General features: G+C 35.8%; 21 protein-coding genes and 1 pseudogene. 11 read left to right on the top strand and 11 right to left on the bottom strand.

The features are described 5' to 3' along the window. Positions 1-4: 4 nt before the first annotated feature. Positions 5-1654: a recombinase family protein gene (locus EZ428_RS02685; RefSeq protein ID WP_131551561.1), complete on the top strand. Its 1650-nt coding sequence runs from the start codon at positions 5-7 to the stop codon at positions 1652-1654. A 20-nt stretch (positions 1655-1674) separates the two neighbouring features. Further along, a complete protein-coding gene (locus tag EZ428_RS02680) occupies positions 1675-2442 on the top strand; it encodes an FRG domain-containing protein (protein WP_131551560.1) in 768 nt (255 codons plus the stop codon). Between the two features lie 10 nt (positions 2443-2452). Here EZ428_RS02680 and EZ428_RS02675 read toward each other — a convergent pair whose 3' ends face one another. Together EZ428_RS02675 and EZ428_RS02670 are read right to left on the bottom strand one after the other, a co-directional pair. Beyond that, complete coding sequence (locus tag EZ428_RS02675) at positions 2453-3013, bottom strand: ImmA/IrrE family metallo-endopeptidase (RefSeq protein WP_131551559.1); 561 nt, start codon at positions 3011-3013, stop codon at positions 2453-2455. Then, positions 3014-3382: a helix-turn-helix domain-containing protein gene (locus EZ428_RS02670; RefSeq protein WP_165501693.1), complete on the bottom strand. Its 369-nt coding sequence runs from the start codon at positions 3380-3382 to the stop codon at positions 3014-3016. A 358-nt stretch (positions 3383-3740) separates the two neighbouring features. Here EZ428_RS02670 and EZ428_RS23905 point away from each other — a divergent pair, with 358 nt between their 5' ends. The 6 genes from EZ428_RS23905 to EZ428_RS02645 all read left to right on the top strand — a co-directional run bounded on the left by EZ428_RS23905 (position 3741) and on the right by EZ428_RS02645 (position 7697). Continuing rightward, positions 3741-3908 carry a hypothetical protein gene (locus tag EZ428_RS23905; RefSeq protein WP_165501692.1) on the top strand — a complete coding sequence of 56 codons (168 nt, stop codon included), beginning with the start codon at positions 3741-3743 and terminating at the stop codon, positions 3906-3908. 59 nt (positions 3909-3967) lie between these two features. Continuing rightward, positions 3968-4189 carry a DUF2188 domain-containing protein gene (locus EZ428_RS02665; RefSeq protein ID WP_131551557.1) on the top strand — a complete coding sequence of 74 codons (222 nt, stop codon included), beginning with the start codon at positions 3968-3970 and terminating at the stop codon, positions 4187-4189. A 66-nt stretch (positions 4190-4255) separates the two neighbouring features. Continuing rightward, positions 4256-4582 carry a DUF3892 domain-containing protein gene (locus EZ428_RS02660; protein WP_131551556.1) on the top strand — a complete coding sequence of 109 codons (327 nt, stop codon included), beginning with the start codon at positions 4256-4258 and terminating at the stop codon, positions 4580-4582. Between the two features lie 118 nt (positions 4583-4700). After that, on the top strand, positions 4701-4940 hold the full coding sequence (locus EZ428_RS24330) for a helix-turn-helix domain-containing protein (RefSeq protein ID WP_131551555.1): 240 nt from the start codon (positions 4701-4703) through the stop codon (positions 4938-4940). A gap of 409 nt (positions 4941-5349) precedes the next feature. Continuing rightward, positions 5350-5832: a hypothetical protein gene (locus EZ428_RS02650; protein ID WP_131551554.1), complete on the top strand. Its 483-nt coding sequence runs from the start codon at positions 5350-5352 to the stop codon at positions 5830-5832. Between the two features lie 368 nt (positions 5833-6200). Beyond that, positions 6201-7697: a recombinase family protein gene (locus EZ428_RS02645; RefSeq protein ID WP_131551553.1), complete on the top strand. Its 1497-nt coding sequence runs from the start codon at positions 6201-6203 to the stop codon at positions 7695-7697. Here EZ428_RS02645 and EZ428_RS02640 read toward each other — a convergent pair. Together EZ428_RS02640 and ffh are read right to left on the bottom strand one after the other, a co-directional pair. After that, a pseudogene (locus EZ428_RS02640) lies at positions 7672-8724 on the bottom strand (YifB family Mg chelatase-like AAA ATPase); the annotation flags it as partial. The gene EZ428_RS02645 and the pseudogene EZ428_RS02640 sit on opposite strands and share 26 nt — an antisense overlap. A gap of 304 nt (positions 8725-9028) precedes the next feature. Further along, positions 9029-10369: a signal recognition particle protein gene (gene ffh, locus EZ428_RS02635; RefSeq protein ID WP_131551551.1), complete on the bottom strand. Its 1341-nt coding sequence runs from the start codon at positions 10367-10369 to the stop codon at positions 9029-9031. 366 nt (positions 10370-10735) lie between these two features. Between ffh and EZ428_RS02630 the strand changes: the two genes are divergently transcribed. The 3 genes from EZ428_RS02630 to EZ428_RS02620 all read left to right on the top strand — a co-directional run bounded on the left by EZ428_RS02630 (position 10736) and on the right by EZ428_RS02620 (position 15798). Further along, positions 10736-11098: a BlaI/MecI/CopY family transcriptional regulator gene (locus EZ428_RS02630; protein WP_131551550.1), complete on the top strand. Its 363-nt coding sequence runs from the start codon at positions 10736-10738 to the stop codon at positions 11096-11098. Continuing rightward, a complete protein-coding gene (locus EZ428_RS02625; RefSeq protein ID WP_131551549.1) occupies positions 11095-13164 on the top strand; it encodes a M56 family metallopeptidase in 2070 nt (689 codons plus the stop codon). The genes EZ428_RS02630 and EZ428_RS02625 overlap by 4 nt, the downstream gene beginning before the upstream one ends. A 204-nt stretch (positions 13165-13368) precedes the next feature. Further along, positions 13369-15798: a DUF5916 domain-containing protein gene (locus EZ428_RS02620; protein WP_131551548.1), complete on the top strand. Its 2430-nt coding sequence runs from the start codon at positions 13369-13371 to the stop codon at positions 15796-15798. A 374-nt stretch (positions 15799-16172) separates the two neighbouring features. Here the strand turns inward: EZ428_RS02620 and EZ428_RS02615 are convergent, their stop codons facing one another. From EZ428_RS02615 to EZ428_RS02580, 7 genes are all read right to left on the bottom strand, one after another. Beyond that, positions 16173-17165 (bottom strand): DUF3078 domain-containing protein, encoded by a 993-nt coding sequence (locus EZ428_RS02615; RefSeq protein ID WP_131551547.1) that lies wholly within the window; start codon positions 17163-17165, stop codon positions 16173-16175. Positions 17166-17576: 411 nt separating this feature from the next. Then, a complete protein-coding gene (locus EZ428_RS02605) occupies positions 17577-18344 on the bottom strand; it encodes a hypothetical protein (RefSeq protein ID WP_131551546.1) in 768 nt (255 codons plus the stop codon). Positions 18345-18393: 49 nt separating this feature from the next. Continuing rightward, entirely contained in the window at positions 18394-19245 is an 852-nt protein-coding gene (locus tag EZ428_RS02600) for a glucosaminidase domain-containing protein (RefSeq protein ID WP_131551545.1), read from the bottom strand. After that, positions 19245-19946: a glucosaminidase domain and LysM peptidoglycan-binding domain-containing protein gene (locus EZ428_RS02595; protein ID WP_131551544.1), complete on the bottom strand. Its 702-nt coding sequence runs from the start codon at positions 19944-19946 to the stop codon at positions 19245-19247. The genes EZ428_RS02600 and EZ428_RS02595 overlap by 1 nt, the downstream gene beginning before the upstream one ends. An 80-nt stretch (positions 19947-20026) precedes the next feature. Then, entirely contained in the window at positions 20027-20659 is a 633-nt protein-coding gene (locus tag EZ428_RS02590) for an O-methyltransferase (RefSeq protein WP_131551543.1), read from the bottom strand. A gap of 5 nt (positions 20660-20664) precedes the next feature. Next, positions 20665-21081, bottom strand: coding sequence for a Holliday junction resolvase RuvX (ruvX, locus tag EZ428_RS02585; RefSeq protein WP_131551542.1), 417 nt, complete (start codon positions 21079-21081; stop codon positions 20665-20667). Positions 21082-21129: 48 nt separating this feature from the next. Continuing rightward, complete coding sequence (locus EZ428_RS02580; RefSeq protein ID WP_131551541.1) at positions 21130-21597, bottom strand: hypothetical protein; 468 nt, start codon at positions 21595-21597, stop codon at positions 21130-21132. Between the last annotated feature and the right edge of the window lie 130 nt (positions 21598-21727).

Here is a 21727-nt window from a genome sequence, read left to right as displayed (position 1 = left end):
TTTAATGAATAAAGGAAAAATTGTCTATTTTGAATATGCTAGAAAATCAACCGAAGGAGATAGTCGGCAGGTTTTGTCGATTGAAGGGCAATTGAAGGATAATCAAAAGGTCATCGAAAGAGAAGGTTTGAATGTGACCCATTCATTTCAAGATAAAAAATCTGCCTCCATACCTTTTAATAGACCGTTTTATACTGATATGATAAACCGAATTAAAAAGGGTGAAGCATCGGGCATTGTGGTTTGGCACATAGATAGATTAATGCGAAACCATTTGGAGGCGGGAGAATTCCAGTATTTATTACAAACAGGTGCGATACAGTCAATTTGGACACCTTACAAGGAATATCGAAGCGAAGATAACGGATTATTGCTAAGTATTGAAGCTAGTGTTGCGACACAATTCAGTAGAGATTTGGCAGTAAAAGTTAAGAGAGGGTTATTACAAAAATGTGAATTGGGGCAACCTCCAATGTTAGCTAAGTTAGGCTATCTAAATACGAAATATTCTATCCACGGAACGAATGAAATCATCGAAGACCCCGAACGCTTTCATATTATAAGAAAGGCATTTGAAATGCTTTTATCTAGGCAATACACAACTCCTGCTATTACCGACATTCTCAACAACGAATACGGATTTAGAACGCGCCAAAGTGGTAAAAAAGCACCATGTCCTCTACATGTTAGTGTCCTGTACAGAATATTTACCGATCCATTTTATTACGGATATTTCAGTTATATGGGCAAGCAATATAAAGGAGTGTACAAGCCAATGATTACGCTCCAAGAATTTGAGCAAGCACAAGAAATTTTGGGTCGCAAGGGAAAATTGAAACCAAAAAGGCATGAATTTCCCTTTGCTGGCTTTATCAAATGTGGGGTTTGCGGTTGTGCCATAACCGCTTCAAAAAAGACCAAAATGATTAAGTCTACTCGAGAATATAAGAGCTATGTTTTTTATCACTGCACGAAGCGCAGGGAAAAATGCACAGAAAAAGAGTATACAAAAGCGATAGAAATGGAGGAAATGATAATAAGAGAACTGGAAACAAGCACTCTTATTCCAAAATTTAGAGATTGGGCTATAGAAGCTATAAAGGAGGATTATCATGAAGAAGTGAGCAAACATAAGAAGCTATTACAACAAATCGCTTCTTATGAACAGCGATTAGCTCGAGAATTAGACAAGTTACTCGACTTACGAATTAGTGAAGCTATTTCCGAAGAAAAATATTTGGAGAAAAAATCCGAAAAAGAGGCTGTTCTTAATCGTGTAATAGACAAGAAAAAGAAGTTAGAAAGCAATGTCAATGACTGGCTGGGGCAATTTTCTGAAAAGCTAGTTTTTGCGACGAACGTAGTTGAACGATTTAAAAATGGAGAGTTTTGTGAACAAAAAGGCATATGTCTCACGCTCGGTTGGAACTGGGAACTTAAGGAAAAAACACTCTTAATTTCCAAGCTAGAATGGTTTATTACAATACAAGAGTTGAAAAAACTGTATGATAAGTATAAGCATACGTTGGAACCAATAAAAACCTATAAGGAATTTAAGGAATGTAGCTATTTCTATGACATACTTCGCGTCGTGCGGAGACTGCGCGAAGACATTAGAACCAAGTTTAATGAAAATCAGCTTAGAAGCTATTAATTAAAATCTTATATTTAATATTGATTAAAATTAAATATGTGGTTAAAGAATATATAAAGAGTGTTTCCGAATATATTGAGCATTTTGATAGCCTCGATATGATATATGGTAGTTCAGAAATCCTTTTTAGAGGACAAAGTTGTGATAGGCCATTAATTCCAAAACTTGGGAGAATTCCAATAAGAGCAAAGTCCTCAATCAAAGAGGTTGAACATTCTTTAATTACAGAATTTAAAAGAGGAATATTGCCATTATCAGAATTTAAGCCAGACAATCCATGGGACTTATTGGCTCTAGCTCAACATCATGGGTTGCCTACAAGACTATTAGACTGGTCGAGCAATGCCTTAATAGGTTTATGGTTTGCAGTTTGTAAACCACCAAAAACTGATGATAAAGGGAAAATACTAGATGGTGTGGTTTGGGTTTTTCTCCCAAGTAAGGAAGATTTTATTTCAGATGAAGCAGTTTTACCAGATCCATTTAAGAATACTTTTACAACAAAGATATTTAAGTCTTCGATGATCAGTAGACGTATTGCAGCCCAAGCAGGAATATTTACAGCACATAGAATAATTGTCACGGACAATAGGTTCATTCCACTTAATACTAACTCAAAGTATAAGAAAAAATTATTTCCTGTTTACATAAAAGGTCAGCATTTTTGGACTATCCGAAGAGAATTGGCGCAGTTGGGAATAAATCATTTTTCAATTTTTCCAGACTTAGATGGTTTTTCTAAACATTTGGAATGGAAATATGCTAAGTTTACGGATGAAAAATATTAATGGAAATAGGTTAGTATCTATAAATATTTAAATCGGACAGCCTATATGTCATGGCAGGTACGCTAACTTCAAAAACCTTTGCCAATTCCTCTATTATATTAGTTTCATGTAGTTCCTTGTATTTAGGGTCTTTCATTTCATGAAGTATAAATTCTTTTGGCATTAGTATAGCTGCAGCAAATGCATTAGCCTGTCGTTCCTGAGCAATTTCTTTAGGGCTATACTTTATGTCACTTCTAAATTTAACAATGAAGTCTCTATCGACAAAAAACTCATTTTTATTATTAAGGTTGACATGCTGTTTTAGGTGTCCAAGTTCATGGGCTATAGTAAATCTTTGTCTTACCCTAGAGTTTTCGGTATTAAACCCAATTGTATATTTATTTTCTTCAACAACCAAAACCCCAGAAATTTCTCCGCCAAAATCATACCCAACGACATTAGCTCCGCACATTGCCGCGATTTGTTTTATGGGAACAGGGGCTTTCATAACTCCAGCGTTAGCTAACAACTCGTTAACGGTTTCTGAAAGCTTATTATAATAGCCGATATTTGCTTTGTAAAAAGACATTTAGCGTTTTTTATATTGGGTGATTTTATAGAAATGTTTTAATTTTTGCATTGCTAGGTCACGGTCATCGAATTTCTGTTCAATTTCTTTAGAAAGATTTACCTCGAACTTACTATTTAGGTCTAATGATTTGTCGTTCTCTAATTTAGGTAATAACTCTGTAACTTCAACATTAATTATTCTAGCTAAATCCAACAGGACATGAAGTTGTATCTTTTGGTTTCCATGCTCAATGTTAACCAAAGATGTCCTAGTTAAGCCTAATTCCATTGCTAAAAACTCCTGTTTATACTTCGCGTTTTTTCTCGCAGAACGGATTAGTCCACCTAGCTTTTTATAAAAAATATCTTGCTCTTCTTTTGCTAACACAATTTACGGGTTTCCATAATTAATACAAATAACGTTATAAAATTGTTTTGTTCCAAAAAATGTCCGCATTTGCGGACAAAATAAATTTAAAAAAAGTCAAAAAATATTTTGAATATAAATTTTTGAACTTATATTTGTACTGTATTTATGATGAAGAAGTGGCTATTGTAATATCGACTTTAGAAATATAAAAAAAGCCAAGCCATCGAAAAGAAAAGAGGCTTGGCGTTTGAGGGAAACAAAGTTCCATCGTAGTGGTATACGAATATAACTTGTTTCTCTTGGATTACCAAATTTTCTTAGAAGGGTTAATGTGTTCCACCTTTAAAAACAATGGAGAGAAGCAAATCATACATATATGAAAGCACCAATCGGTACTACAGCAAGCACAGGTCATTCTTGTCCAGAGAGTGGAGTGTGGAGAGTAGTGGGTACGCCTACTACAACTGCGCCTATTGCAAAGGGTAACACAATGCCGCCTTATAACGGTAAAAATGCTACTTGGAGACTAGAAGCCTACGCTTAATTAATTAGGGCGAGCATTTGCTCGCCCTTTCATTGTTTAACCCTTAACACATTAAGAAAATGGGTAAAAATCAACATGTCGTACCTCACAACGGAAGTTGGGCGGTGCGCGGTGCGGGTAACGAGAGAGTTACCAAAGTTGCAGAAACTCAAGCTCAGGCAACAAGAATTGCTAGAGAAATAGCAATTAATCAGCGGTCTGAAACAATTATTCACAGGCCTAATGGGCAAATCCGTGACAGAAATTCGTACGGTAATGACCCGCATCCTCCAAAGGGATAATCCATTAAAGAGCCGTGATATTAACACGGCTCTTTATAGTTTAAACACACAATTTTATTTAAAAGAATGGCAAACACAATAAATTTTTACATATCAGGAATTTGGCAAACAACCCATAATGGGTCGAAGATTGTATCTCATGTTTTTTTGCATGCAAATGATGCAGATGGGTTTAACCGTGGGGTAAAGACTAGTCGTGAAGAGGTTGTAAAGTTAATAGAAGCGGGCAAAATCGTCATGACACTAAGATGGGACTATCACACGGCCGCATTTAAAACAGGAGCAAAAGTTGAAATTATCGAAGTTGGTAATATAAAATATTTAAGAACGCATAAAGATGCAACTGTTAACGACAATTTAGATAACATGATTAGAATGAACGCATTTATATGATTTCTAATTATTAACTACCCTCAAGTTTATCTTTAGGTAAATTTGAGGGTAGTTACTTTATACTACGAACAATAATATTCTTATTGCTGTGGATTATCCGAAAACCTATTATCCAAATATGTTAAAGATAGTTCGCCAAAATGCGGGCTTTAATCAAAGACAGGTTGCCAGGCAACTAGGTCATTGCAACGCTACACTCCTATGGCATTGGGAGAATGACAAAAAAATGCCAAGCGGGATTGCATTAATCAAATTATGCGCATTCTACGGAAAGGAAGTCAGGGACTTGTATCCGCAGTATTATCTGGATGCCAAAAAAAGATTTGTCGACCAACAAGGCGATACACCTCTCAATTAAATAATATTAGCCCTTCTTTAAAATCTTTTAACGGATACTGCGCTTTGTTGCGCCCAAATTTTGAAATCGCCTTACGAACGTTCGTTCGTAATCTCAAAAAAAGAACGGTCGTCCGATCGCGGACATTATTATTAATAATCAAGTAACCGCTTATGGAAACAACATTACATTATGGGACTGATACGAAGCTATATGTACACTCCTAAGGAAATCCAGCTAGCGGAGGATATGGCAAATGCTCTGGAAGACCGCAAATCACTCTCTTTTTACCTGCATTGTGCCAAGAAATACCCCCGTGATTACCTCCTCGCAACACTTACTCACGTCGTAACATTGCCTAGCCATTCAATACGCACCACACGGGCAAGACTGTTCACGAACATTGTTACCAATTCAATCTTCAATACCGATGACGATATTAGGGATTAGTGTTGGCACTACACGCACTGGAATAGCGGTGATTAAAAACGGTGTGCTGCTTAGTCGAGAAATGCACAACTTTGATGCGGTTTGGTCTAAGAAAAAGCTTAACGCAATAATCAAGCTGTACCGCCACTACGTGGAAAAAGCCGAGGTGACGGGAATAATCATTAAAGTGCCTCCATTGAGCAAGCATGATAAGCCAATCAAAAGCATCATAAGAGGAATTGAACGGCTTGCATTAAAGTATGGTTGCGAACACGATTACATCACCAAGCGCGAGATAAAGGAACGAATGGCATTGCGCCGAACCGATGAACTCATAAAGTTCACTCTCAAAATATATCCTAACCTCGGTTCTTTGCCCGAGAACCGTACAAACAACTACCGCAACTACAGTACAAAACTGTACGAAGCAGTATTGAGTGCGCATCTGTTCTATAAAAGACAACTCATGAAAATTCCCGAATAGTTCCCAATCAAATAGCGAAAAATTCAAACGTAGCTTTTAGAAGCTACGTTTTTCTTTGCATTGACAATCTAGCTCAAAAACAACGATGCTATAAGGATTAACATCAATGGCCATTAACCCCAATACAAGACTTTATTATCAAGCATTTGATATATTTTCATGCCATGAAAACACGCAGACAGCTTGTCTCTCTGTGGGTACAATATTAATACCAAATTTCTGCTTTGCATTCTTGAACAAAAGTTTATCTAAAGTTAAATTTAAGGGTAGTATATTTATTTCGTCTGTTTTCATACACTTTCAAGTAGATACAGTTCTTAAAAACTAGTATATTCAATTAACTGAAAATTCACTTAAACAAAAAATGAATGGAACAGCCAAAACAAGTTGGCATTTGGATACGGGTATCCACCGACATGCAAGTAAAGGACGAAAGTCCCGAACACCACCAACAGCGTGCAAAAGCCTATGCGGACTTGCGAGGCTGGCACGTTGTTGAAGTCTATCGGCTTGATGCCGTCAGCGGAAAGGCGGTTATGCACCACCCCGAAACACAAAGAATGCTCAAGGACGTGCGAAGCGGACACATTGAGGGCTTGGTCTTCTCAAAACTTGCCCGCCTTGCCCGAAGCACCAAGGAACTATTGGAGTTCGCCGAAATCTTTAGAAAGGAACAGGCGGACCTGATTTCATTAGCGGAGCAAATCGATACGAGCAGTCCAGCGGGAAGATTGTTTTTCACTATCATTTCGGCAATGGCCGAATGGGAGCGTGAAGAAATTTCAAGCAGGGTTGCCGCATCCGTGCCAATCCGTGCAAAAATGGGAAAGCCGTTAGGCGGACAAGCAAGTTACGGCTATGCGTGGCACGACAAACAACTGGTCATTGACGAGAAAGAAGCACCAATTCGCAGACTGATGTATGAGATATTTCTCAAGACACAACGCAAGCAAACGACCGCCAATGAACTCAACGCACTAGGCTATCGCACCCGAAACGGCTCACACTTTTCTGATAATACGGTGGACAGGTTGCTTCGCGATACCACAGCCAAAGGCGAGCGCAAAGCAAACTACACCAAGAGCTTGGGAGACAAGAAGCAATGGATAGTGAAGCCAGAAAGCGAATGGATTATTACCCCCTGTCCTGCAATCGTGACGGAAGAGCTTTGGAACCAGGTAAACTCAATTCTCATTCAGCAGGAACAAAAGAGCAAGAAGACGAGAAAGAAAGCCGTGTATCTGTTATCGGGATATATACAATGCGAATGCGGAAAGACAATGTACGTCTTCCACAATTCAAAGGTATATGCCTGCAAGGTGTGTAAAAAGAGAATTGCGGTTGATGACATTGATGAAATATATCAGACGTATCTGACGGAGTATTTGCAGGGCATCAACGCAAAGGATTTTCTCGCTCAATCCGACAACATCATGAAGGAAAAGAGTGCGCTCCTTTCCCAAACGGTAAGCGAAAGAAAGAAGCTCGCAAAGAAGTTTGAAACGTTTTTAGAGATGCGTCTCCAAGACGAACTTTCAAAAGAACAGTTTGCGGAACACTGCCAACCGATTAACGTTCGCATTGCGCAGTTGGATGACGCAATACCCGAGCTTCAGGCCGAGGTTGATTTTCTTTCCATCCAGTTGCTCTCAAGTGACACGGTGCTGGACGAGGCGCAACAGCTCTCACATCAATGGGCTGATATGCCGTTTGACAAGAAGCGTGCAATCGTCGAAACCATTACCGACGGCATCACCATCAGGAAAGAAGACATCGACATTGCGCTGTCCTTTCTCCCATCTTCTTTCCTAAATGCGGAGAATAATCGACGCAACTTCAAGGATTCATGGAAGCAATCAACATGAAACTAGATGGATATTCAACCGAGAATCGAGCTCTAGAAATCGTTACTTTTCTATCTTCTAAAGGTTGACGCATTACTTCCAAAACAGTTCTTTTAAACTCAGGTAATTCATCCAAAAACAAAACACCATTATGTGCCAAAGATATTTCTCCTGGTTGGGGATTCATTCCTCCACCAACCAAAGCAACATCTGAAATGGTATGGTGTGGTGAGCGAAATGGTCGCTCCGTCATTAACGCATTGGCAACAGGAAGTTTCCCTGCAACTGAATAAATTTTGGTGCTTTCTAAAGCCTCATTTAAGTTTAATGGTGGTAAAATAGTTGGCAAACGTTTGGCGAGCATCGTTTTTCCAGCTCCTGGCGGACCAATCAATATCACATTATGTCCCCCAGCAGCGGCAATCTCTAAAGCACGTTTAATGTTTTCTTGACCTTTTACATCAGAGAAATCTTGTTCATAACTGTTAATCTGATTAAAGAATTCTTTATGTGTATCTACAACAACAGGTTCAGGTTTCTCTTTACCATTAAAAAAGTCGATTACTTCTTTTAGGGTTTCCATTCCATACACCAAAATATTATTTACGATGCCAGCTTCTCTAGAATTTACTTTAGGTAATATGAAACCTTTAAAATTGTCATTTCTAGCCTGTATAGAAGTTGGCAACGCACCTTTTATACTTTGCAACCCCCCATCCATGGAAAGCTCACCCATGATAAAGTATTTGTCCAAATCCTCAACTTCTACCTGACCTGATGCAGCTAATATGGCTATGGCAATTGGTAAGTCGTAAGCCGAGCCTTCTTTTCTTATATCCGCTGGGGCGAGGTTAACCACAATCCTTTGTCTGGGCATGTGATAGCCTGAAGTTCGAATAGCGCTTTCCACTCGAAACATACTTTCTTTTACTGCGTTATCTGGCAAGCCGACCACAAAATATTTGGTGCCACTTACAATACTTACTTCGATGGTAATGGTTAAAGCGTCTACGCCATAAACGGCGCTTCCATAGGTTTTTACAAGCATAATTTTAAATGTATGCAAAGCAAAACAGATTTATAGATTCCTTTTTAAAATTGAAACTACAGGGAAAATTCTTTAATTATTACGGCGTAATTTTTCTTTTTTAGAAATAAATAAAGTTAACCATCTAAGAAATCTAAGGGCATCTTAGTTTGCGGTAAAACCACTATCTCACTAGAACGATTCTTTCTATATCTTAAGCCTTAGATTTTCTTAACTGTCTTAGATGGTGTTAAACCCACAAAAAAATCCCGAAGCTTTTGCAACGGGATTTATGTGTATCGTTTTAAGCTTTTATCTTTTAAGCCTACATTCTACCTTGCGGCATTTTAGGCATATTTTTCATCATTTTTGCAGCAGCTGCTGGATTTGAAAACTGCTTCATCACTTTACGCATATCTTCAAATTGTTTAATCAGCTTAGTTACTTCTTCAACTTTATTGCCAGAACCTTTTGCAATGCGCATACGTCTACTTTGTTGAATGCTATCTGGATTTTCTTTTTCAAAAGGAGTCATCGACTGAATGATTGCCTCTACATTTTTAAAAGCATCATCCTCAATGTCAACATTTTTCATCATTTTGCCAACACCAGGAATCATTCCCATCAAATCTTTCATATTACCCATTTTCTTGATTTGTTGAATCTGGTTGTAGAAATCGTTGAAATCGAATTTATTCTTGCGGATTTTCTTTTGTAATTCAGCAGCTTCCTTTTCATCGAACTGCATTTGAGCACGTTCAACTAACGAAACAACATCACCCATTCCCAAAATACGAGATGCCATCCTGTCTGGATAGAACACATCAAGTGCTTCCATCTTTTCGCCAGTACCAATAAATTTAATTGGTTTGTTTACAATAGATTTAATAGATAAAGCAGCACCACCACGAGTATCGCCATCTAACTTTGTTAAAACAACACCAGTAAAATCTAAACGGTCGTTGAATACTTTGGCTGTATTTACCGCATCCTGGCCAGTCATCGCGTCTACTACGAATAAAATCTCATGAGGTTTAGTTTGTGCTTTAACCTCAGAAATCTCATTCATCAAGCTTTCGTCGATAGACAAACGACCAGCTGTATCTATAATGATTACATTATTGTTGTTCTTTTTACCTTCTGCAATACCCTCTAAGGCAATGGCAACCGGGTCTTTAGATGCAATGTTTGCATAAACCGGAACGCCAATTTGCTCGCCTAAAATCTGTAATTGGTCAACAGCAGCAGGGCGATAAACGTCGCCAGCTACCATGATAGGCTTTTTACCTTTGCTTTTTAAGTGTAAAGCTAGCTTACCGGTAAAAGTAGTTTTACCAGCACCATTCAAACCCGCAATTAATATAACAGTAGGATTATTCTTTAAATCAAGCTCAGTAACCTCTCCACCCATTAAGGCAGCCAACTCATCATTCATGATTTTGGTTAGCAATTGCCCTGGAGAAACAGCAGTAAGTACGTTTTGTCCTAATGCTTTTTCTTTTACTTCGTCGGTAAAGGTTTTAGCTGTTTTATAATTTACGTCGGCATCCAATAAAGCTTTTCTAATCTCTTTCATGGTCTCAGCAACGTTAATTTCGCTGATACTTCCTTGTCCTTTTAAAACTTTAAATGCCCTGTCTAGCTTATCCTGTAAATTCTCAAACATAATTTGTCTAATTCTTAAAGCGCAAAGATATTAATTTTTAAGGTAAAAGCCCACAATGACTTAGTAACTGTTAACTGTGCCAAAGGCATCACTTTATGACAAATTGAAAACTGTTTTGGTCGTTTTTATACTATTTCTGGTTTATCTTTTTGGCTTTTTTTGAAAAATTGAATTTATTGAAAGCCAAAAAGGATTTCGCTACAATCATTAACGGAAAGCCAACCTAATACTTGACAACTATAAAAGAACCTTGAGGAGATCTCAAGGGCTATATTTTAAAACGTAACTAAAAAGTTACTAATCTACTAATCAATTAGTATTGTTATTAATTAATTAGTATTACTTTTGAGTATAATTTTTATGGAGATGATAAAACTAGCAAAAAGAGAAGAACAAATTATGCAAGCGTTTTGGGATGTGGAAAAAGCATTTATCAGAGATATTATTCCAATGCTTCCGGAACCAAAACCGCATTACAATAGTGTGGCAACTATGGTAAAAATTCTAGAAGAAAAGGGATTTTTAGGACATGATGTTGTAGGTAATATGTTTTGCTATTTTGCAAAAATTAATAGAGAAGAATATCAAAAACACGCATTAAAACATGTAGTAAGTCAATATTTTGATAATTCCTACCCACGTATGCTTGCCTTTTTTGCTAAAGAGCAGAATCTTTCTGAAGATGAATTAACAGAAATCGTAAACCTTATTAAAACTAAAAAGCCATGATTTTCTATGCCTTAAATGTTGCGCTTATTCTAGCCGGATGTTTCTTGTTTTATAAAGTATTGTTACAGAAAGAAACCTTCTTTCCGTTAAACAGATTTGTTTTATTAGGCTGTTTATTTCTGTCTTTTAGTTTGCCATTAATTCCAGTTCCCCAACAATGGTCGTTTAGAAAGGCAAATATCGAAGTATCGATATTTGAATCTAAAACAAAAATTCAAAGTTCAGAACAAGCGGTAAATTCAAAAACGACTCAAACTGTTCAGGCAGGTTCTTCAAAAGAAAACAATACAAAAGAATCGTTCTTTAAAGATGTTTCACTACTAGACGTAGTAGTTTGGGCATATTGGTTAGGTGTTGCGGTTTTTGGCATCAACTTTCTGTTTCAACTTTGCATTTTATTGTACAAAAGTTATTCAAGACCATTTATTCAGGATGGAAGATTTAGAATTGTTGAGCTCTCTGGTGAGCAGGCTCCATGCTCATTTGCCAATAACATTTTTATCAATCCAGAAAAATATGATTGGGATACGTATAACCAAATCATCCTTCACGAAAAAATCCATATTCAGCAAGGACATAGCTACGATATTATTTTAGCAGAATTGGCATTAATTTTCCAATGGTTTAACCCGTTCGCTTGGTTTTATCGCAAAGCGATGGAAGATAACCTAGAATTTTTAACAGACAACGAATTGTTGTCACATTCTGATATTGAGCCAACAAGTTATCAAATGAGTTTGGTAAAGGTTTCGGCTCCAAACTTTCCAGCAAGTTTAACAACAAATTACAATCAATCTATTCTTAAAAAAAGATTACTCATGATGAACTCAAAAAAATCAAATATTAACTCTACATGGAAATATCTATGTATAGTTCCGCTTTTATTAGTGTGCGTTTCTTTGTTTAACGAGCCAGTTGCATTCGGAAAATCAACTAAAACTAACGCAAAAAACAATAATAAATTTATGCAAATCTCCAACAAGGGAACTTGGTTTGCAACAATAAAAAATGACAAAATTAACATCCGTTTCGAGGATGAAGAAGGTAATAATAACTACAGCAATAGCGAATTTTTATTATCAGAGTTTAAAAATTTACCAACAGCAGAAAAAGGAACTTTTTCGTTAACAAGAGATGCAGGAACCATCCAATTTATTGGCAAATTTGATGGAAATGCAGGAATGGGAAACTATGAATTTAAAGTAGATGATAACTTCTTTAACTTCCTAGAAAAGGAAGGTGTAACCGCAAACAAAGAAAAAGATGGAATGGTTTTTTATATGATTAAACTTAAAAAGGATTTCATTGCAATGCTTAAAAAACAAGGTTACACTCAATTTTCTAAAAATGATTTAATTCCGCTTTGCGCAATGAAGGTTACTGGAGAATACATTGCTTCATTAAAAAACGCTGGATTAGATAATCTAAGCCTTCAAGATATTATTCCATTAAAAGCGCTAAATGTTGATGCTGCTTTTATAAAAGATATTAAAAGTTCAGGCTATAAAAACATTACAGCTAGTAAATTAATTACACTTAAAGCTCAAGGAATTGATGGTGAGTTTTTAAGAAATGCTAAAAATGCCAGTGATAAAGAAATGGCACCCACCAGAGTTAAATCTCCAAAAATTAATACAAGAACAGACCATAAGACCAATGGAGATGATGAAGATGACGAATTAGGAATGGCTATTGCAAAAAAAGCAATGAACATTACTGCAGAATTTGTAAAAACATTTACTGCTGCAGGCTTTAAATTCACTGATGAAGAACTTTTAGGAATGAAATCCTTAGGCATTACACCAGAGTATTGTAAAAGCTTTGAAGATCTAGGTTTGGGTAAACTAGATTCTGAAGATCTTCTGGGAATGAAAGCCCTTGGCATAACCGCAGCAGACTATAATGAGTATAAAAAACTTGGCTTTAAAAACCTTACCGTTGAAAATGTGGTAAGCGCAAAAGCAACAGGGACTACGCCTACATATATTGCTGAAATGAAAAAGAAAGGACATAATTATTCTTCTATTGAGAAATATGTCGAAAAGAAAGTCGTTTTAGGACTATAATCAACAATAGATTGCTTTGATAATTTCAGAGCAATCTATCTTTATAATTCCCAACAAAATTTGTTTAAGTACCATGCTCCTAAAAGATTTTTTAGTTGCACAGGTATCGCTATGCCAAAAAATTGCTCACGTATTAAAATATATTTTTGTTACGATGCAACATTTACCTAATTAGCCGTGTCTAATCTTTAATCAAACAAACAAATGAAATTTATTTTTACCAGCCTTATATTGGCGCTCTGCGTTACCACCGCTCTAGCTCAAAATGCACAGCCAAAAAAGAAAGTACAAGTGCAACGAACTTCTACAAGCCCTAAAATAGATGGGTTTTTAGATGATGCGGTTTGGAATGCAGCACCAATAGCAACAGATTTTATTGAATTAAGGCCAGTTCCGGGACGTGTAGAAACTAAAGAAGGTAGAACAGAAGTAAAGTTTTTATACGATGACTATGCCATCTATGTTTCGGCCAGAATGTATGATAAACCAGATAGCGTTGTGCATGAATTGGTTTCGAGAGACCAAATTGGTAATGCAGATTTTGTAGGTGTAGTATTTGACACCTTCCTAGATGGGGTAAATGGTTATGGGTTTTTCGTTACTGCAGCTGGTGTACAGTTTGATGCAAAGTACTCGCTTATCGCAGGAGAGGACGAAAGTTGGAATGCTGTTTGGGAAAGTGAAGTAACAATTGATGATAAAGGTTGGACTGCAGAAATTAAAATCCCTTATTCCGCTTTGCGATTTTCTAGTAAAGATATTCAGAACTGGGGAATGAATATTACTCGTAAACGTACAGGAACCAATCGCCAAACATTTTGGAATTTCGTTGACCCAAAGGTTGATGGTTTTGTTAACCAGAGCGGGGTTTTAGAAGGTTTTAAAAGCATCAAGGCGCCATTGCGTTTATCTTTTTCTCCTTATGTTTCTACCTTGATTAGTCATTATCCATACAACACGCCTGGCGTAAAAAATACGCAAGCAACTATAAATGGTGGTATGGATGTGAAGTACGGTATTAATCAAAGCTTCACTTTGGATATGACTTTAATACCTGATTTTGGACAGGTACAAAGTGATTATAGGGTTCTGAACTTGACGCCATTTGAGGTAAAATTTAATGAAAACCGTCAGTTTTTTACGGAAGGAACAGAGCTATTTAATAAGGGTGATTTATTTTATTCCAAAAGGATTGGGTCAATCCCATCTTACTTCAATAAAAGCGAACTAAAGTCTACCGATAAAGTAATTAAAGACCCACAAGAAGGAAAAGTGCTAAATGCTACAAAAATTTCTGGGCGTACGGCTAAAGGTTTGGGCATTGGGGTTTTTAATGCCATAACTAATAACATGTATACAGAAGTTGAAGATTTAGCTGGAAATAGAAGCAAGTTTGAAAGTCAACCTTTAACCAATTACAATATTTTTGTTTTAGACCAAACCTTAAAAAACAACAGCTCTATTAGTGTAATCAACACCAATGTTTTAAGGCAAGGAAGTGCTTATGATGCAAATGTAAGTGCAGCCTTATTCAATTTTAATGATAAAAAGAACGCCTATTTTATTGATGGAGCAGGTAAAATGAGTTATGTTACTGCAGACCCAATTAAAGAAAACCGAAATGGTTACAGCTATCAATTTCAATTGGGAAAGAAAAGCGGAACATTTACTTTTAATTATGAGCAGGAGTTTGCAGACACCAAATTCGACCCATCAGATATGGGTTTTTACACCAATAATAACTTTCTTGACCAGTCAATAAATATCGCTTACAATAAGTATAAACCAGGTAAATGGTATAACTCTATTCAAGCTTGGACTGAAATAGAATATTCAAGAAGATTTAAACCTGGCGATTTTCAAAGTCTGGGTATTTTCCCAGGCGTATATGTTCAATTTAAAAACCAATGGTCTGCAGAGCTAAATGCGAATTGGCTAGCAGAATCTAATGATTTTTATGAATCTAGAAACGGACAAGTTTACAAAGCACCAGAAAGTTATCGATTGGCTATTTATGTTAATCCAAATAGAGCAAAAGCTTACAATTTTGGAGGAAACATAGTCAGAATTAAAAGAGCAATGTTTGATGGGGTTAGTTACAATTATTACTTTTTTCAAAACTATAGGGTAAGCGATAAACTAGCTTTTGGTTTAGACCTTAATTTTAATCCGAGTTACAACTTTGTAAACTGGGTTGGCTTTAATGGCGCTCAATCTGTTTTCTCTAGATATGATAGAAACACAGTTGAAAATACAATGGATGCCAAGTATAGTTTTAGTAATAAAATGGGCATTCGTTTAGGGGTTAGGCATTATTGGTCTGATAGAAGAAACAAAGAGTTCTACGCACTAAACAATGCTGGCGGATTAAACGCTTACACTGGACCAGCTTTACAGAATGTGGATAGAAACTATAATGTTTTTAATATAGATTTAGCGTATTCTTGGGTTTTCTCTCCTGGGAGTGAGCTAAGCATTACCTACAAAGATGCTGCAGAAACAAATGATAAATTTTTAACCAAGCGCTATAGCAGAAACTTTGATAATATTCTTTCTAGCCCACAAAACAATAGTTTATCTATCAAGATATTGTATTACATCGATTACTTAAACTTGGTGAAGAAGAAAGGATAGAGTTATTAAATTTTTTAGCAGAAAAGGCGCAGACTTGATTTGGATATGTTATTCTAATCAGTGCCTTTTCTGTATTTTGAAAATAAATACCAGTCCGTTTAATTAGTTATTAAATTATGAAGCTTACTTTTTCTTTCTCTTAATAAATATAACGGCAAAACCACATATTAAACATATAGCTAAATGTCCCAAATAATATGTCCAGTCTAAATGAATAACTGCTTTATACCAGTAAATCTTTATTAATAAAGTTACTATTGTTAGGAAAAGGCAAAGCAAAAATCCTTGTAAAAAGGCTTTTAAGGTTAAGTTCATGGTATTTAATTCAATGTGTGAATTGAGATTAATCTCAGCATCCCTTTTTGGACTACAGCTTACCTAGGGAAAGCAAACACCAACCCAAGCGCTAAGGTTTGTGAGCCTTGTATTTTTAAATCGGTATCTCTATCGTATAAACCAACGCCAGTAATAGAAACGTTCATAAATCGGTTAATTTTAGCAATTACGTTAATATCTAACCTATGGTCAATATGCCCAAAATTATCATAAGGGATAAACATATTGTATTTGGTTTTTAGCATTACGTTTTGGAAAATTTCTTTTTCGTAATTCATCACCACTTGAAATGCCAACTCATTTCTAATTGTTTTGCCTTTTTCTACCCCGAAATTTTTGGGATTAGTTCGGTAAAGCGCAGTATCTAATACGAATGTTTGTCGGGCAGTTCCAGTACCAATTCGGGTAGAGAAAAACTTATTTGGCTTATATTCAAAACCTATTGATTCTGTTAAATAACCAGGAGACATAAACTTCGAAAGCAAGTTTTCTTTTTCGTTTCCTTGTGCATCTCTACTGTATGAAAAGCCTTTGTCAAATTGAGACTCGAAATTCATCGAACCAAAGAAATACCAATTTTTAGATAATTGTACAGCAGCTTTATTATCCCAATATATCCTATCTGTTGTTTTCTTTTGTAACTGACTTTTGTTTTTAACCTTACCGTATTGTAAAATTACTTCGCTTGCATAACTATAGCTTTCTTTGCTATATTCTGCTTTGTAATTAATTAATCCGCCTATGGCTAAAGAGTTTACACCACCACCTTTCCAATTATCGCTAAACGCAGCCTGATTAATATTTATTCCAACAGAAGTCCTGGTTTTCCAGTAATTTACCTTGGCATTAACCAATGCCGGACTTAAATTTACTGGTTTAAATTGTATTGTTCCAATTCGAGATGGAAGTGGACTGCGTTTTAACTTTATATCTAAACCCTTAGTAGAAATAGGAACAGTGTCTACTTCTTGAGCAGCTAAACGAAAAGAAAAGGCAGATATGGTTAAAAAGGCAAGCAGTAATTTCTTCATTCTATTGCAAAGAAAAACAAAAATTAAACGGAATAAAAGTTTTTTATACTTGTCGCCTTTGCATTATCCTAAACCATCTTCCGAGCATTTAACGAAGAAATTTAGTCCAATTGTATAATTTCCTTTTAGATAAATAATTTAAATCTTCCTCAAAATGATAAGATTCCCTTTCAAAACAGATGTTATAATATGCTTGGTAGTGATTTTTATATTTAACAAGGTTGATAAAGTAATTCAACAAATAGAGCAAATAGAATGGAATAATCAATAATTCCAATTGTTGTTGTAAATGAATTTTCTCGTGATTAAGTAACACTAAATCTTTTTGTTGTGATGAGTTTTTAAGTAGAATGAAGGGAAATATTGCCATCGCGTTAGCTGGCAGTTTTGGTAAAATTAACAACCAATACCTCATTGATTTTGATAACTCAAATTAGGGATATTTACCTTAGGTAAACTTGGCAATCTTAATAAAGAAGGGTTTCTTTTATAAGACGCAAAGCTGTTTTTGATGAACAGTACAAAAGCATATTCAGATGCAGACAAGGTGAATTGGTAAGTTGGGCGATACTGCGACATAAAATCCTTTAACTCTGCATCATTGGCCGATGTTAGTGCTTTAACATAGTCTGGTTTAAAACGATAATCTATGATTTCTTCTCGATAATCTCGTTCTAAAATTGCTTGTAAATGCCTTGCATTTTTTCCTTGCCTGCTAAGTAGGTTATAGATCGCATCAATGCCTAAACCAACTCTATTGAGGCCCATAGTAAATAAATCTTTAGTACTTCCTTTATCTAACTGATATTTGTAATCCTTTTTAAGAATTGAATATTGTTCTTGAGGAGTGAGCGTTTTACCGTAAATTTTAACTTCTTTTAGTTTGATGCTTAAAGATTTTAGTTGAAATGCTATTGCACTTTGACCTTTGAAAATTACTGTATCCATTCCGTAACCACTCAAGGCTGCAAATAAAGTGTCTCCAACCTTTGCAGTTGCTGTAAACTCTCCTTTATTGTTATTGTAAATTCCTTCGTCGGTTGTCGGGTTGTAAATGTAAACTTTCGCTAATCTCAATTTGCTATCTTTGTCTACCACAAAACCTTGCACCGTTTTATTTTGGGCAAAGAGTTGAGTACAACAGCATAACATTAATAGAAATAGGCTTAAAGATTTCATTAGCTTACAAAACTACAATATAAGCAAATAAGGTTTGTTTATATTAACATTATTTAACTACCAATAGTTTTTGACCAATTTTGATGTTGTTGTCGGTCATTTTATTCAAAGCCTTCAATTCATCAACCGTTAGTTTAAAAAGTTGAGAGATTTTAAATAAAGTGTCGCCTTGTTTTACCACATAATAGCCATCAGCTGGTGCTGTAGTGATCGCAGCACTAGGCGGGTCCTTCGGTGCAATTTCAATAGGTGCAAACTTTTTCTTCTCAACTGGAATATTTGCATTTATCTCCGTAAAAACTCGGTCTTCTCTGGCAACTTTCTCACTTTCAGATTCTGGTGAATCGTATTGATTTAACTTATACTTTTCTATAATGCCAATCAGCATATCAGCATATTTTGGATTGGTTGCATATCCAGCAGTTTTTAAACCAATTGCCCAGTTTCTGTAATCGTTTTTATCCAACTCGAAAAGGAAGCTATAACGTTTACGTTTTAAAAACTCAGAGTGGTCTTTATAAGACTCTCTAGCATCTTTATAGACCCTAAAACAATCGTTAGATTGGTCATCATCTTTATAATAGGCTTTCCCTTTCCAATCTGATGTACATTTAATACCAAAATGATTATTCGCATATTTAGCTAAACTACTATTTCCACTGCCAGATTCGGAAATTCCTTGTGCTAGGGTTATGCTTGCCGGAATTCCATACTTATTCATTTCCTCTATCGCCACTGCTTTAAAAGCGGCTATATAACTAAGGGTTGTATAAGTAGTAAAATTCGGATTTTCTTTATTTGCGGCCTTTTCAATTTGTTTATTGTTGCGGCTATATTGCCTCGATTTACAAGAACTAAAAAAGATAATGGCAACAGCCAAAAATAGTAGGGTTTTCTTCATTATAATTTAAGTTTCTGACCAGGCTGTAGCGCAGCTGATTTCAATCCATTTTTCTTCATCAATGCTGCGGATGTGGTTCCAATTCGTTCGGCTAATTTATTTAAGTTATCGCCTTTTTTAACAGTATAAATATTTGTTTTTTTGGTTGATGATTTTATTCTGCCTCTACTAGTTGTTTTTTTTACTGCAACTTCTGAAACAGGCGGCACGGGTTCCGTATAATCATCCGGTCTTTCATCATAAAGATAAAGCTGGTATTTGTTTATCAATGCAATAACCTGAGATGACCAAGTTCTGCTATGCGCATAACCGCCACGTTGTATACCTCTAGCCCAATTCCTGAAATCGTATTGGTCATATTTACCAAATAATACATTAAAATAAGTTCTGCTATGTAAAAAAGAAACAAAGTGATTATAAGAAGAATCTACTGTCGGGTAGTCGCGATAAGCAGACCTTATTTCGGCACTACTATTCTCTCCTTTTACACCGAAATGATTATTTAAATACTTGGCAATCTTGCTTTTCCCTGCTGCAGATTCATGTATGGCAACAGCCAGTATTAAACTTGCAGGTAATTGATGAATCCTCATTAACTCTTGTGCATGGTTAACATGCTCAGCAATGTAATCTTCGGTAGATTGTGCTTTAACTTTCGAGAGAATTAAAATGAATAAACAGAAAGTAAATATTTTTTTCATTTCTTTGGGTTAATCGGTTAATTATCTGATCATTTAATTGATGCTAACAGTTAACCAGTTTAAACAATTATACAGTTAAACTACTTCTTCCTTATTACAAAAAGACCATCTCTCACTGGCAGAATTAATTTTTCAACCCTGCTGTCTGTGGCAATCTGGTCATTAAAATTACTAATGTTTTTGGTGTCTTTATCTTGTGCGTTGTTCAACACTTTTCCACTCCACAGCACATTATCCACAATTATAATTCCGCCGGGCTTAACTTGGTCAAAAACCAAATCGTAATAAGTGCCATTATTTTTTTTATCGGCATCAATAAACACCATATCAAAAACCTCTTCACTCAGGGTTTTTAATGTTGCTTGGGCATCGCCGATAATATATTTGATTTTAGAATTTAGAGGTGATTTAGCGAAATTTTCACGAACCATATCTTCTAGTTCTGCATTAATATCTAAAGTATAAATAATGCCATCTTCTGTTAAGCCTTCAGCAAAACACAGGGTAGCGTAACCAGTAAAAGTACCAATCTCTAAAATCCTTTTAGGATTATTCATCTTGCTTAACATACTCAAAACCCTACCTTGATAATGCCCGCTTAACATTCTGGGCATTAAAACTTTTAGGTTGGTTTCCCTGTCAATATGCTGAAGTAATTCGTCTTCAGGTTCGCAATAATTTAAGAGTAAGTTTTGTAGTTCTTCGCTAATCATTTTGCTTATAAACGTGGTTTTTCCATAAAATATTGCAGAATTATTGTGGCAGCTATGGTGTCAACCCTTTCTTTATCTCTTCTATCGCTCTTTTTTAGCCCACTTTGCATGATCGTTTGTGTAGCTAATTTAGAAGTATAACGTTCATCAATCCAATGTTGTGGAATAGTAGGAAAGTTCTTTTTTAAAATGGTAGAAAAGCCTTTTACATGCTGAGCAGATTCTGAAGGGGTGCCGTCCATTTGTTTTGGGTCGCCAATTACAAAAGCCTCAACTTGCTCTGTAAGCAAATACTTTTTAAGGTAGTCTACAATGTCTTTTGGGTGTACATTATCCAATCCTGTAGCAATAATCTGCAAAGGGTCTGTTACGGCAATGCCGATACGTTTGGTGCCATAATCAAAAGCAAGGATACGTGCCATAGCTGCCAAAGATAAGACTTTTAGCGAAACTGAATTTTTAGCTAATTATCAGTAATCCTTATAGGTAATCTTTTCCCTTTTAAATTGATGTTCGGGAATTCTTTTGAGTAAATTGGTTGCTGGGTCAACATAAAATTTACTTGTGGTGCTGTTGGGCAGCTTTACAACTTTACCCATAAATTTTCCATAAACATTTCCATCTTCATCAAAACTTACATTAGATTTTGGCTCAGTATACCAGAATATGCATTCTCTGTATTCTTCTAAATATTTAGGTTGTATTCGTTTGATGAATTCAGCATAAATGAAATCAAAATCTTGGTCAATATAATTGTTTAGCCACTTTTTGACCAAGCTAGTATCTAAAAAAGAGCGTGATGTTTTAATGCTTTCTCGTATTGGTAACTCATCAAGCAGGTTTAAGTCCGAAACCTTGTCATCAGCATAATCGCCCTTAACTTTGTATTTCGATTTTGAACCTGAGGTTTTTCTCAATAGCCACTTTTCTTCTTTCATTTAGGTGGGTTATTTAAATACCTAAGTTCTGATTATAATTTGAGAAAAATTAGTCAATCCCAAGAAAAACAGAAAGCTATTGAATCGGTCTTGATCACTCGTTGTGGTATTGTATATCAGTGGTTGATTA

The sequence above is a fragment of the Pedobacter frigiditerrae genome (genome assembly GCF_004331645.1).
In the GTDB taxonomy this organism is placed as follows: Bacteria; Bacteroidota; Bacteroidia; order Sphingobacteriales; family Sphingobacteriaceae; genus Pedobacter; species Pedobacter frigiditerrae.
Note: the sequence above shows the minus strand (reverse complement) of the source record. Positions and strands in the feature narration are given on the sequence as shown.